This is a genomic window from Streptomyces sp. NPDC048566 (genome assembly GCF_043199735.1).
In the GTDB taxonomy this organism is placed as follows: Bacteria; Actinomycetota; Actinomycetes; order Streptomycetales; family Streptomycetaceae; genus Streptomyces.
Map to the genome: position 1 here is coordinate 439,842 of NZ_JBICWL010000002.1, position 12,643 is coordinate 452,484.

General features: G+C 75.9%; 12 protein-coding genes. 9 read left to right on the top strand and 3 right to left on the bottom strand.

From position 1 onward, the window contains the following. The first annotated feature begins 119 nt into the window (after positions 1–119). Positions 120–1,277 (top strand): haloacid dehalogenase-like hydrolase, encoded by a 1,158-nt coding sequence (locus ACGFS9_RS05790; protein WP_393251277.1) that lies wholly within the window; start codon positions 120–122, stop codon positions 1,275–1,277. 216 nt (positions 1,278–1,493) lie between these two features. On the opposite strand, the gene ACGFS9_RS05795 is transcribed toward ACGFS9_RS05790, so the two are convergent. Beyond that, positions 1,494–2,696 (bottom strand): amino acid deaminase/aldolase, encoded by a 1,203-nt coding sequence (locus ACGFS9_RS05795; protein WP_393251060.1) that lies wholly within the window; start codon positions 2,694–2,696, stop codon positions 1,494–1,496. Between the two features lie 894 nt (positions 2,697–3,590). Between ACGFS9_RS05795 and ACGFS9_RS05800 the strand changes: the two genes are divergently transcribed. Both ACGFS9_RS05800 and mycP read left to right on the top strand, forming a co-directional pair. Further along, positions 3,591–4,928 (top strand): hypothetical protein, encoded by a 1,338-nt coding sequence (locus ACGFS9_RS05800; RefSeq protein ID WP_393251061.1) that lies wholly within the window; start codon positions 3,591–3,593, stop codon positions 4,926–4,928. Beyond that, entirely contained in the window at positions 4,925–6,193 is a 1,269-nt protein-coding gene (mycP, locus tag ACGFS9_RS05805) for a type VII secretion-associated serine protease mycosin (protein WP_393251062.1), read from the top strand. Before ACGFS9_RS05800 ends, mycP begins: the two co-directional genes overlap by 4 nt. 57 nt (positions 6,194–6,250) lie before the next feature. Here mycP and ACGFS9_RS05810 read toward each other — a convergent pair whose 3' ends face one another. Then, the gene (locus tag ACGFS9_RS05810; RefSeq protein ID WP_393251063.1) at positions 6,251–7,222 is read right to left on the bottom strand and encodes a serine hydrolase; all 972 of its coding nucleotides are present in this window, start codon (positions 7,220–7,222) and stop codon (positions 6,251–6,253) included. A gap of 149 nt (positions 7,223–7,371) precedes the next feature. On the opposite strand from ACGFS9_RS05810, the gene ACGFS9_RS05815 reads away from it, so the two are divergent. After that, positions 7,372–8,103 carry an SseB family protein gene (locus tag ACGFS9_RS05815; protein WP_393251064.1) on the top strand — a complete coding sequence of 244 codons (732 nt, stop codon included), beginning with the start codon at positions 7,372–7,374 and terminating at the stop codon, positions 8,101–8,103. A gap of 74 nt (positions 8,104–8,177) precedes the next feature. On the opposite strand, the gene ACGFS9_RS05820 is transcribed toward ACGFS9_RS05815, so the two are convergent. Continuing rightward, a complete protein-coding gene (locus ACGFS9_RS05820) occupies positions 8,178–8,534 on the bottom strand; it encodes a DUF1844 domain-containing protein (protein WP_393251065.1) in 357 nt (118 codons plus the stop codon). 412 nt (positions 8,535–8,946) lie between these two features. On the opposite strand from ACGFS9_RS05820, the gene infC reads away from it, so the two are divergent. The 5 genes from infC (at position 8,947) to ACGFS9_RS05845 (ending at position 12,623) form a co-directional block, all read left to right on the top strand. After that, positions 8,947–9,645 (top strand): translation initiation factor IF-3, encoded by a 699-nt coding sequence (gene infC / locus ACGFS9_RS05825; protein ID WP_393251278.1) that lies wholly within the window; start codon positions 8,947–8,949, stop codon positions 9,643–9,645. Positions 9,646–9,751: 106 nt separating this feature from the next. Then, complete coding sequence (gene rpmI / locus ACGFS9_RS05830; RefSeq protein ID WP_007829094.1) at positions 9,752–9,946, top strand: 50S ribosomal protein L35; 195 nt, start codon at positions 9,752–9,754, stop codon at positions 9,944–9,946. Positions 9,947–10,041: 95 nt separating this feature from the next. Then, a complete protein-coding gene (gene rplT / locus ACGFS9_RS05835; protein WP_003970214.1) occupies positions 10,042–10,425 on the top strand; it encodes a 50S ribosomal protein L20 in 384 nt (127 codons plus the stop codon). Positions 10,426–10,533: 108 nt separating this feature from the next. After that, a complete protein-coding gene (locus ACGFS9_RS05840) occupies positions 10,534–11,394 on the top strand; it encodes a TrmH family RNA methyltransferase (RefSeq protein ID WP_393251066.1) in 861 nt (286 codons plus the stop codon). A gap of 53 nt (positions 11,395–11,447) precedes the next feature. Continuing rightward, positions 11,448–12,623 (top strand): ATP-binding protein, encoded by a 1,176-nt coding sequence (locus ACGFS9_RS05845; RefSeq protein WP_393251067.1) that lies wholly within the window; start codon positions 11,448–11,450, stop codon positions 12,621–12,623. Positions 12,624–12,643 lie beyond the last annotated feature (20 nt).

Below are 12,643 nucleotides of genomic sequence, written 5' to 3' on the forward strand. Positions count from 1 at the left end.
CAACCTAACACCCCCGGCCAGCCCGTTTTTTTGGGGGGGGGGGGGGGGCGGCCCCCCCCCCCGGGCCCCCCCCGCCGCCCGCCGCCCACCCCCCGGCCGGCCCCGCGAACTGCCCCCGGCTGTCCGCGGCGTGGTACGGCGACAACCGGGCCCACCTCCAGCAGGTCGTCGACGCCCGCGGCACCTGCGCGGGTGCCCCGGGGCACGGCCGCCGCCCGGTCGCCGCCTTCGACTGGGACAACACCGTCACCAAGAACGACGTCACCGACGCCACCCTCTCCTGGGCCCTGCGCCACGACGCGATTCTGCGCCCGGCACGCTGGAAGGACACCAGCGCCTGGCTCACCGACGCCGCCGACACGGCGCTCACGGCCGCCTGCGGCACCGACGTCCCGCCCGGCGCACCCCTGCCGACCGCCACGAACCCCCGCTGCACGGACGAGATCTTCGAGATCCGCGAGTCCGGCCGCACGATGAGCGGTGCCGCCGCCTTCGCGGGCGACTGGAACCACCGGCGGACCGTCCCGCAGTACGCCTGGGTGCCGCAGCTGTTCGCCGGACACACCGTCGCCGACCTGTCCTCGTACGCCCGCCGCGCCCGCGCCGAGGCCCTCGCGGCCCCGGTCGGCTCCACCCGCCTCCTCGGCACCCACACCGTCCCCGGGTACGTCCGCTACTACGACCAGCAGCGCGACCTCGTCCGCACGCTGCGGCGGGCCGGGTTCGACGTCTACATCGTGTCGGCCGGCTCCGAACCCGTCACCGAGGTCTGGTCGCGCGCCGTCGGCGTCGACGCCGCGCACACCATCGCGATCCGCTCCGTCCTCGACCGGCGCGGCCGGATCACCACCCGCACCCAGGGCTGCGGCGACGCCCCGGCGAGCCGCGGCGCGGTCATCCCGTACATCGACGGGAAGCGCTGCTGGATCAACCAGGAGATCTTCGGACTGCGCGGCGCGGCGGCCTGGCACCGGCAGGACGCGCGGCACCGGCCGGTGATCGCGGCCGGCGACGCCGACACCGACGTCACCTTCGTCGGCGACGCCACCGGCGCGCACCTCGTCCTCAACCGCAACAAGGGCGAACTGATGTGCCGGGCCTACGACGACGCCGACGGGCGCTGGGTGGTCAACCCCATGTTCATCGAGCCGCTGCCCCGCCGGCAGGACCCCTACCCGTGCTCGACGACCGCGTACACCGCGCCCGACGGCACCCCCGGACCCGTCCGCAGGCCGGACGGATCGGTGCTGCCGGACCTCGCCGACACGGTGTACTGACACCCCGCGGCACCCCCGAGCGCCGGGAGCGGCCCGGGCGGCACCGTCCCGGCCCGCCGCCCGGGCAGGCCCGGCCGGCAGGCCGGCGGGGCACCCGCCCCGGTACGCCGGGGGTGCGGCGCACCCATCAGGGTCCGGCGCCGCCGGCGGCAGCGGATCGGGCGGGCCGGCGCGGCGTCCCCCACCGCGGGTCCCGGTCCCGCTGCCCGGCCCCCCTCAGAGGAAGGTGTGCCCCTCGCCGCGGTAGGTCGGCACGGCCGCCGTCACCGCGTCGCCCTCGACGAGGTGCAGCGTGTCGAACCGCTCGCACAGCTCGCCCGCCTTGGCGTGCCGGAACCAGACCTTGTCGCCGATGAGCAGATCGTCCGCGGGCGATCCGAGCAGCGGCGTCTGCACCTCGCCCGGCCCCTCCTGAGGGTCGTAGGCCAGGCCCTCGGGGAGGTGGGGGACCGGCAGCCGGTCGGGGCCCGCCGCACCGGACGCCGGGTATCCGCCGCCCAGCACCGTCACCACCCCCACCCCCGGCCGCCGTACGACCGGCTGGGCGAACAGTGCGGCCGGACGGCCGCTGAACGAGGTGTAGTTGTCGAACAGCCGGGGCACGTAGAGCCCCGACCCCGCGGCGATCTCGGTGACCGCGTCCTCGGCGGCCGTGTGCTGCACGCTGCCGGTGCCGCCGCCGTTGACGAACTCCAGGTCCGGCGCCACCGCGCGTACCGCGCGGACCACCTCGGCCCGCCGCCGGACCAGCTCCCGGCGTGCGGTGGCCTGCATCAGCCGCACGGCCCGGGAACGCAGCGGACGCCCCGCGACGCGGTCGCCGACGCCCGCGATGTGCCCCTCGTACGCCATGACCCCCACCAGCCGGAACCCGGGCCTGCGCACCACCGCCCGCGCGAGGTCCGCGACCTGGGCGGGGGAGTGCAGCGGCGAGCGCAGCGCGCCGACCCTGACCCGGCCCCCCAGCATCCTCAGCGCGGTGTCCAACTCCAGGCAGACCCGCACGACTTCGGTGCCGCCGCCGCGGGCCTCGTCGATGAGGCGGAGCTGCGCCGGGTCGTCGACCATGACGGTCACCGCCGCGGCGAGCTTGGGGTCGGAGGCCAGTTCCGCGTATCCCGCGCGGTCGGCCGAGGGATAGGCGAGCAGCACGTCGTCGAAACCCGACCTGGCCAGCCACAGCGATTCCGCGAGCGTGAAGGACATGATCCCGGCGAAACCGTCCCGGTCCAGGACGCGTTCGAGCAGGGCGCGGCAGCGCACGGACTTGCTCGCGACGCGGATCGGCTTGCCGCCGGCCCGGCGGACGAGGTCGTCCGCGTTCGCGTCGAAGGCGTCCAGGTCCACGATCGCGACGGGGGCGTCGAGGTGAGCGGTGGCCCGGTCGTAGCGGGCCCTGTCGGCGGCGCGGGCAGTCATGGACGCAGCCTGCCAGACTCGATTACCGCAGGGTAGGGGGACGTTCCGGGCAGATCCCCCGGGCCGCCGGACTGGTTCCCGCCGGACGCGCGTCAACCCGTAGAGTGACGCGGACGCAGGGAGGAACGGCCTGGCCCGGCGGGCCCGCCGGGGTGACGGACCACCGGCACGGGTATGCGTGCTCGTGGCGGGCCCTTCCCCGCAGGAGCGGATCGGCCGTACCGCGCGCCGGACCGGCGGCCCGGTACGAGGAACGGGGGGTGCATGGGCATCGAAGCGCGCCGCGCCGCCCCGCCGCCGCGTCCCTCCGGCCCGCCGCCGGGCGAGCAGCGCCGCACCGAGACCTCCGGGCCCGCCCCGGCGGACACCGGGGCCGCGTCCCCGGTCGCCCCGCCCCCGCCCGTCGGCCCGCCGGTCCGGCCACCGCACGCTCCCGCCTCCTCGGCGCCCGCCCGTCCCACCACCCCGCCCGGCCCGATCCCGCCGCGTCCGGTGTCCCCGCCCGCCGCGGTCCCGTCGCCGGGCGAGGCGGCTCCACCGCTGCCGCCCGGCCCGCCTCCGTTCCCGGACCGGCTCGGCCGTGCCGCGGCGCCCGCCGCGCCGGCCGCTCCGCCCCGTCCGGCGCCCGCGCGCCCGGCGCGGCCACCGGCGGGAGGCGAGCCGTGGGCACCGGACGCGCCCGCGTCGCCGGCCGCCGCGCCGTCGCCGGGACGCGACCGCACCCCGCCGGTCGGCGGGGAGTCGTGGACCGACGACCCGCCCCACGGGCAGGCCCAGGACCGGCCCTCCCCGCCGTGGTCGACCCCGTCCCTTCCGGACACCGACCGGCGGGCGCAGGCCGCTCCGGCCCAGGACGCCGTGCCGCCCGCGCCGGGGAGCGGCCACCGGGCCGACATGCGCCCGCAGCCCTCCGCGCCCGGCCCGGGCAGCGCGTTCGGGTCGCGGTCCGGCGTCCCGGACCCCGCTCCGGCGCACCCCGCCGAGCCGCCGCGCGGCGTGTCCGCGTCCGTCCCGCCCCCCGCCGCGGAGCGGAGCACCGCCGGTCCCGACCGCGCACCGCGCTCCGGCATCCCCGCCGAGGCGCCGCCGGCCCCGGACCGGGACGCCCACCGCTTCCCGCACCCCCGGCCCGGAGCGGCGCGGGCCGCACGGAGCGGGCCGACGCCCCCGCCGCCCGCGGCCACCGCACGCTTCCCCGACGCGCCCCCCGCCCCCTCCCCGCAGCCCCGCCAGCTCGCCGGCCCGGCCGGACCCGCCCGCACCGCGGCGCCCGGCGACGCCGTTCCCGGCGAGCGGTCCGCGCAGCCGGCCGGGCCGGACAGCCCGCCGCGCGCCGAGGCGTCCCCGACGCCGTGGACGCCGGTGGAGTCCTTCACGTCAGCCCCGGCCCCGGCCGCGCCGGAGAGGAACGAGAGCGCCGGACGGCCGTTCGTCTCCTTCGCCGAGCCCGAGACCGGCCCGCTCCCGGGCCGTCCCCGCACGCGCTCCCGCGCCGTCGCCGCCGCTGTCTGCGTCGTCCTCGGACTGGGCCTCATCGGCGGCGCCGTGACCGGGAGTTGGCTCACCGGCGGCGAGGCGGACGCCGCCGGCTCGCGCGACACCTTCGCCGCCGCCGGGGACCTCTGGCACAGCGTGCCCGTGGACCGCCTCTTCCCGCCGACCGTACGCGGCGACGGGGCCGGCCCCGGCGGCTCCGACCGCACCTGGACGCGGATCGCCGTCGCCCCGGACACCGGCTGCGCGCACGCCTTCGACCCGCTGCTGCGCAAGGCCCTCGCGCCCGTCGGTTGCCTGCGCCTGCTGCGCGCCACCTACGTGGACGCGACACGCAGTCACGTCACCACCGTCGGCCTGCTGTTCACCACGGCGGACGCGGCGGCGATGACCGCCCTGAAGGCCCGCTTCGGCAAGGAGGGCCTGGACCGGCGCAGCGACCTGATGCCGCGCACCTACCCGGCGAAGGGCACGCCCGCCGAGGGCTTCGGCGACGCCCAGCGCGCCTCCTGGACCGAGTCGGTCCTCACGGACGCCCCCGTCGTCGTCTTCGCCGTGTCCGGGTTCGCCGACGGGCGGGCGGTCGCCGCGCCGCAGCCCGCCGCCGACGCCATGGAACCCGGGGCCACCACCGCCCCCGCCCAGGCCGGGCTCGGCCACGAGGCACGGGGTCTCGCCGACCGGGTGGAGCGCGCCTTCCGCAAGACCGTCACCTCGGCCACGGAGAACCCGTCATGACCCGCCCCGCCCGCCCTCTTCCCGCGGCACCGCGGACCGGCGACGCACCGGACCGCCTCCACCGCACCGACCCCGGGGCGCGAAGGCCCCGGCGCCCGCGACGGCGGTCCGCCCTGGGCCTCCTGCTCGCCGGGGCCCTCGCCCTCGTCCCGGCGGGCGCCGCCCACGCGGACGGCATACGGGCCCAGCAGTGGGGCCTCGACGCGATGCACACGCAGCAGGCCTGGCGGACGACCAAGGGCAAGGGCATCACCGTCGCCGTCCTCGACACCGGGGTCGACGCCCGCCACCCGGACCTGGCGGGCAGCGTGCTCACCGGCAAGGACCTGGTCGGCTTCGGCGCGAGCCGGGGAGACCGCGCCTGGGCCCGGCACGGGACCGCGATGGCGGGCATCATCGCCGGCCACGGCCACGGCGCGGGGAACGCCGACGGAGTCCTGGGCATCGCCCCGCAGGCCACCATCCTGCCCGTCCGCGTCATCCTCGAAGACGCCGACCCGGCCCGCTCCAAGGCGCGCACCACCCGGGGCAATGCCCTCGCGGAGGGCATCCGCTGGGCCACCGACCACGGCGCGGACGTCATCAACCTCTCGCTCGGCGACGACTCCAGCTCCGCCCACCCGGAGCCCGCGGAGGACGCGGCTGTCCAGTACGCGCTGGCCAAGGGCGTCGCGGTCGTCGCCTCGGCGGGCAACGGCGGGGAGAAGGGCGACCACATCTCCTATCCGGCCGCGTACCCCGGCGTGATCGCCGCCACCGCCGTCGACCGCTACGGCACCCGCGCCTCGTTCTCCACCCGCCGCTGGTACGCCACCGTCAGCGCCCCGGGCGTGGACGTCGTCATCGCCGACCCGGACGACCGCTACTACGAGGGCTGGGGCACCAGCGCCGCGTCCGCCTTCGTCTCCGGTGCGGTCGCGCTCGTCCGGGCCGCCCACCCGGGGCTCACCCCGGCGCAGATCAAGCAGCTCCTGGAGGACACGGCCCGCAACGTGCCCGCGGGCGGCCGGGACGACGCGCGCGGCTTCGGCTTCGTCGACCCGGCCGCCGCCATCGCGCGGGGCGGCCGGCTCAAGCCCGGGGGCCTCACCCCGGCGGCGTACGGCAGCACGTACTTCGGGCCCGGCCCCGACACCCCGCACGACGACGGCGGACCGGCCGACTGGGCGGGCCCGCTGGCGGGCGCCCTGGGGCTGGCGCTGCTGGCGGCGTCGGTGGTGCTGTGGCGCGGACGCCGGGGCACCCCGGCGTCCGGCCGCCCGTAGGTCCGGGCGGACTCGCGGGCCGGACGGCGTGGGGCGGGCCGGTCCAGGCGGCGAGGCTCACCCCTGCGCGGCGTCGAAGGCGGTGAGCGCCGCCTTCGACGCCGCCTCGACCAGCGACACCCCCGCGTCCTGTGTGGCGTTGCCGTCCGACAGCACCGCCACCAGGTAGTCGCGGCCGTCGACGCTCACGCGCCCGATGCTGTTGACGTCCCACAGCCCGGTGGCGGTGCGAGGCAGCCACCCGTTCTTCAGGGCCCAGTCCGTGCCGTCCGCCGCCGCCGACACCCCCCACCGCTGGCCGGCCGCTATCGTCCCCATCAGGTCCCGGAGGTAGTCGCGTGAGGCGGGGGCGAGCTCCGAGTCCGAGTTCGCTCCGAACACCTGCCGCAGCAGGGCCAGTTGGTCGGCGGCCGTGGTGCGGGTCAGCCCCCACAGCTCGCCGTCGCCGCCCCGGGTCGCGGTCAGGCCGAAGCGCTCGTTCGCCGCGTCGAGTCCGTCCGCCCGGCCGATCGCCGCCCACAGCGCGGACGCCGAGGCGTTGTCGCTGTCCTCGATCATCGCGGTGGCGTACGCCTTCTCCTGCGCGGTCAGGTGCCGGTCCGCGTCCTGCGCGCGCAGCAGCAGGGCGGCCAGGATGTCCACCTTGACGATGCTCGCCGTGTCGAAGGTGCCGTCGCCGTAGCCGGCGCTCTCGTCCGCGTGGACGGCGCGGACGGCGACCGACACCCGGGCGCCGTCCGCCACCGCCACCGACCGCATCGCCCGCGCCAGCAGCGCCTCCCGGTCCACCGTCGGTTCCGCCACCGGTTCCACCGTTTCCTCCTCGTCCGCGGACGGCGACGCCGAGGGCAGGGCGGGCGCCGCCGACGCCGACGATACGAGGCCCTTGCGGCCGTGGGTGTGCGCCTGCACGTACACGGCGCCCGCTGCCACGACACCGGTCAGCGCGACGACGGCCACCGCGGTGTGTCGGAGCGGCCCGCGCCGGGCCGGCCGGGCGCGGCGCCCGCGCGATCTGTGACGGTCCATCCCGCGATGCTGGACGGCGCGGCTGTGCCCGCGGTGAGAGGCGTGTTAAAGCCGTGTCAGCGGCGGCTGAGAATCGCGTGAAGGCCGTGACCGGCGGGTTTCGGGGCCCGCACAACCGCAGCCGCATCCCCCCGATAGGGTCGGTGACCGTGGCGAACAAGAACATTCCCGACTCCGGCTACCCCGACGACGACGGCTCCGCCGATCCCCGGCTGAGCGAGGCGCTCGCCGCGTGGTCGGCGGACCGCAGCGCCGTGCCCCCCGTTCTGGAGGCGCTCGCGCAGGCCCGGCTCCTCGTGCCGGTGGTGGCCGTCCTCGGCGAGGTCGAGGAGGACGGGAACGGGCTGCGCCGCGAGAAGACGAGCGACATGGCCGTCCCCACGCTCAGGGCGGGGGACCGCACCGCGCTGCCCGCCTTCACCTCGACCGAGGCGCTGGCCCGCTGGGACGCCGCGGCCCGCCCGGTGGCCGTACCGCTGCGGCAGGTCCTGGAGGCCGCGGCCCACGAGAAGGCCGACACGATCGTGCTCGACCTGGCCGGGCCGGTCGCCTTCCAGCTGACCGGTTCCGCGCTGCTGGCGCTCGCCGAGGGGCGCACGACCGCCGAACCGCTGGCCGATCCGGCCGTCGTGGAGGCGGTGCGGGCCGCGGTCGCCGCCGAGCCGCTGGTCGTCCGGGCCCACCTCGGGCCCGGCAGCGCCGACGGCACCCTGGCCCTCGTGCTCGACCCGGCCGCCGTGCCCGCAGAGGCGGCCCGTGCGGTCGCCGAGCGGCTGGCGGCCGACGAGACGCTGCGGGCCCGCCTGGACCGCGGCCTCGACCTGGCCCTGCTGCCCCCCGATGCCGCCCCTCCGGGAAAGCCGCTGTTCGAGCGGCGCTAGGAGCCGGCCTGGGGCGCGGGCCGCGGACCGCCCGGCCGCGGCCCCGACCGGGCGGGACGGCCCCCGGCGCGGGATCAGCCGTAGACCGGGCCGGTGTACTTCTCGCCCGGTCCCTGGCCCGGCTCGTCCGGGACGAGGGAGGCCTCGCGGAAGGCGAGCTGGAGCGACTTCAGGCCGTCGCGCAGCGGGGCCGCGTGGAAGGAGCTGATCTCGGTGGTGCTCGCGTCGAGGAGGCCGGCCAGTGCCGTGACCAGCTTGCGGGCCTCGTCCAGGTCCTTGTGGTCCTCGCCCTCCTCGGTGAGTCCGAGCTTGACCGCGGCGGCGCTCATCAGGTTGACGGCGACCGTCACGATGACCTCGACCGCGGGGACCTCGGCGATGTCGCGGGCCATGGTGTCGAAGTCGGGGTTCTGGGCAGGGGTGTCACTCATGCCCCACACGATAGGCCCCGGCGCGCACGCCCCCGCCCGCGGGAGCGCCCCGCGGCCGGCGCGGGGCGGGCGGCCCGCGTGTCCGGGCGGCGCGGCCGCCGGTTAGCGCCTCCCCGGCGGAGCTGCTAACCTTGTGTAACGACCGGCCGGACACCTGTGTGCCCGGCCCACAAGTGGAGGCTCCGATCTCCCACCTGACCGTCCTCCGGGACGGCGGGTCATCCGGTCAGGTGGCCGCCACCGTTCCGTACGGACGGTGGAGTCGCCCGAATGCGCGCCCCGCGGCAGGACCGCGGCGGTGCTCCGGTAATCCTTGGAGCCCCGCCTGTGTCCCGTCCGGGGCATTTTTCGTGCCCCACGGCGGTTGGTCCCCGTGTCATCAGAGACATACGCGGCTGTCCGCCAGACCGCCGTGTGGTGCTACCGAGGAGGATCCATCAGCGCCGAGCCCCGCATCAACGACCGGATTCGCGTTCCCGAAGTGCGACTTGTCGGTCCCAGCGGCGAGCAGGTCGGGATTGTTCCGCTTGCCAAGGCCCTTGAGCTCGCTCAGGAGTACGACCTCGACCTGGTCGAGGTGGCGGCGAACGCCCGCCCGCCCGTCTGCAAGCTCATGGACTACGGCAAGTTCAAGTACGAGTCGGCCATGAAGGCCCGTGAGGCGCGCAAGAACCAGGCGCACACGGTCATCAAGGAGATGAAGCTCCGGCCGAAGATCGACCCGCACGACTATGACACGAAGAAGGGTCACGTCGTCCGGTTCCTCAAGCAGGGCGACAAGGTCAAGATCACGATCATGTTCCGTGGTCGCGAGCAGTCCCGGCCGGAACTCGGCTACCGACTGCTGCAGCGTCTCGCGTCGGACGTCGAGGACCTCGGGTTCATCGAGTCGAACCCGAAGCAGGACGGCCGAAACATGATCATGGTTCTCGGTCCGCACAAGAAGAAGACCGAGGCGATGGCCGAGGCCCGTGAGGCCCAGGCGGCGCGCAAGGCGGACGCGAAGGCCAACCCCGGCCGCTCGCAGAACGCCGCCGAGGGCGAGCCCGTCGAGGCCGAGTCCACCGAGGCTGAGTCCGCCGAGTCCGCCGAGGCTCCGGCCGAGGCCTGATCCCGGGGCTCACGCCCCAGGATGTCAATCGATACCCATGACGTTCCACCGTGCCCGGTCCTTCGACCGGGCACCGGAACGCCACTGACGAGGAGAGAACGGCGCTATGCCGAAGAACAAGTCGCACAGCGGTGCCAGCAAGCGCTTCAAGGTCACCGGCTCCGGCAAGGTGCTCCGCGAGCGCGCCGGCAAGCGCCACCTGCTCGAGCACAAGTCGTCGCGCCTGACGCGTCGCCTCACCGGCAACGCCGAGATGGCCCCGGGCGACGCCAAGAAGATCAAGAAGCTTCTCGGCAAGTGACGTACCGGCGCCCAGGCGCCGCACGTCAGGACCGGGACCCCATCTATTCCGGGCCGTGTGAGTCCCCCCACGGCCCCGCTACAAGGAGTTAACAAGTGGCACGCGTCAAGCGGGCAGTCAACGCCCACAAGAAGCGCCGGGCGATCCTCGAGGCGGCCTCCGGCTACCGCGGTCAGCGTTCGCGCCTGTACCGCAAGGCCAAGGAGCAGGTCACCCACTCGCTGGTCTACAACTACAACGACCGCAAGAAGCGCAAGGGCGACTTCCGTCAGCTGTGGATCCAGCGCATCAACGCTGCGGCCCGCCAGAACGGCATGACGTACAACCGCCTCATCCAGGGTCTGAAGGCCGCCAACATCGAGGTGGACCGCAAGATCCTCGCGGAGCTGGCCGTCAACGACGCCAACGCGTTCGCCGCGCTCGTCGAGGTCGCGCAGAAGGCCCTGCCGTCGGACGTCAACGCGCCGAAGGCCGCCTGACACCGACGCCGGCCCCCGCCGGATGTCACCCGGACCCGCAGGCTCGTGCCTGCGGGTCCGTCGTGTTCCCTGCGCCAGCAATCCCCCCTGCAACGTGAAGGTGACGCCATGCCCCCCGCCGCCCCCGAGCTGATCTCCCCGCGCTCGCCGCGCGTCGCCGCCGCCCGCCGGCTCGCCCGGCGCAACGCCAGGGGCAAGGAGCGGCTCTTCCTCGCCGAGGGGCCGCAGGCCGTACGGGAGGCCGCCGCGCACCGTGCCGACGGCGCCTCCCCGCTCGTCGAGCTGTTCGCCACCGTCGAGGCGGCGGAACGCCACGCCGACATCGTCGGCGACGCCCGCGCCGCCGGCGCCCGCGTGCACCTCGCCGGGGACGAGGTCGTCGCCGACATCTCCACCACCGTCACCCCCCAGGGGCTCGTCGGGGTCTGCCGCTTCCTGGACACCCCCTTCGACGAGATCGTCGCGGCCCGGCCCCGCCTCGTCGCCGTGCTCGCCCACGTCCGCGACCCCGGCAACGCCGGCACCGTCCTGCGCTGCGCCGACGCCGCGGGCGCCGACGCGGTCGTCCTCACCGACGCCTCCGTCGACCTCTACAACCCCAAGGCCGTCCGCGCCTCCGTCGGCTCCCTGTTCCACCTGCCCGTCGCGGTCGGGGTGCCGGTCGAGAGCGCGGTCGCGGCCCTCCGCGACGCGGGGGCGCGGATCGTCGCCGCCGACGGGGCGGGCGAGGACGACCTGGACGACGAGCTCGACCAGGGGACCATGGGCGGCCCCACCGCCTGGATCTTCGGCAACGAGGCGTGGGGGCTCCCCGAGCAGACCCGGGCGCTCGCCGACGCGGTGGTGCGCGTTCCGATCCACGGAAAGGCCGAGAGTCTGAACCTCGCCACCGCCGCGGCCGTATGTCTCTACGCGTCGGCCCGTGCACAGCGCGCCTCCACAGGGTGCCGCTCCGTCACCGACAGCTAGTAGGGTGACGGGCTCGGGGGCCCTCTGCGCCGGACGAGAGGTGGGGTACGGGGATGAGCGTCGGCACGGGCGGTGCGCACGGCGCGCTGCGAGCACGCGACGTGCGCGGCACCCCCGCGTCCCGGCGGGACGACGCCGCCGACCCCGCAGCCGGACCCGCCGTCGACCCCGACGACCTGCCCGACGGACTGGTCGTCGCCGACGAGGACGGCCGGGTGGTCTGCTTCAACGCCGCGGCGGCGCGGATCACCGCGGTCCCCGCCGCCCGGGCGCTCGGCCGCCGCCTGGAGAGCGTGCTGCCCCTGGAGGACCTGGAGGGCCGCCGGTGGTGGCAGCTCACCGACCCCTACGGCGGTCTCGCCATCCGCAACGGCCAGCCCGAGCGCAACCTCCTGCTGCCCGGCGGCCACGAGGTCCTGGTCGCCGCCCGCTACGTGCGCACCCGGCCCACCGGACCCGTCCGCCGCGTCGTCGTCTGCCTGCGCGACACCGAGGCCCGCCGCCGCACCGAACGCAGCCACGCCGAGCTGATCGCCACCGTCGCGCACGAACTGCGCTCGCCGCTCACCTCGGTCAAGGGCTTCACCGCGACGCTGCTCGCCAAGTGGGAGCGCTTCACGGACGACCAGAAGAAGCTGATGCTGGAGACCGTCGACGCCGACGCCGACCGCGTCACCCGGCTCATCGCCGAACTGCTGGACATCTCCCGCATCGACTCCGGGCGCCTGGAGGTGCGCCGCCAGCCCGTCGACATGGCTGCCGCCGTGGGCCGCCACATCAAGGCGTACGTCGCCTCCGGCCAGCCCGCCGACCGCTTCCTGCTGCGCGTCGAGCGGCCCCTGCCGGATCTGTGGGCCGACCCCGACAAGGTCGACCAGGTACTCGGCAACCTGATCGAAAATGCCGTGCGCCACGGCGAGGGAACCGTCATCATCGAGGTGGCACCCTCCGTCTCCCCGCGCGAGCGGGCGGACGACGAGGGAGTGCCGAGTCCCGTCACGTCGGTCACCGTGAGCGACGAGGGCGGGGGAATCCCGGAGGAGTCCATGAACCGCGTCTTCACCCGCTTCTGGCGGGGCAGCAAACGCGGTGGCACGGGCCTCGGGCTCTACATCGTCAAGGGCATCGTCGAAGCCCACGGCGGCACCATCACCGTCGGACGCGCCCCCGGCGGGGGCGCCGAGTTCCGATTTACCCTGCCCGTGGGCACCCCGGCGTACCTCCTCTGACGCCGCGCCGGACCCCACGG

Bases quoted from the DNA above. Each gene is read 5' to 3' on its own strand.
- ACGFS9_RS05795 (WP_393251060.1), bottom strand. From the start codon at position 2,696: ATGACTGCCCGCGCCGCCGACAGGGCCCGCTACGACCGGGCCACCGCT.
- ACGFS9_RS05800 (WP_393251061.1), top strand. From the start codon at position 3,591: ATGCGCCCGCAGCCCTCCGCGCCCGGCCCGGGCAGCGCGTTCGGGTCG.
- mycP (WP_393251062.1), top strand. From the start codon at position 4,925: ATGACCCGCCCCGCCCGCCCTCTTCCCGCGGCACCGCGGACCGGCGAC.
- ACGFS9_RS05810 (WP_393251063.1), bottom strand. From the start codon at position 7,222: ATGGACCGTCACAGATCGCGCGGGCGCCGCGCCCGGCCGGCCCGGCGC.
- ACGFS9_RS05820 (WP_393251065.1), bottom strand. From the start codon at position 8,534: ATGAGTGACACCCCTGCCCAGAACCCCGACTTCGACACCATGGCCCGC.
- rpmI (WP_007829094.1), top strand. From the start codon at position 9,752: ATGCCGAAGAACAAGTCGCACAGCGGTGCCAGCAAGCGCTTCAAGGTC.
- ACGFS9_RS05840 (WP_393251066.1), top strand. From the start codon at position 10,534: ATGCCCCCCGCCGCCCCCGAGCTGATCTCCCCGCGCTCGCCGCGCGTC.
- ACGFS9_RS05845 (WP_393251067.1), top strand. From the start codon at position 11,448: ATGAGCGTCGGCACGGGCGGTGCGCACGGCGCGCTGCGAGCACGCGAC.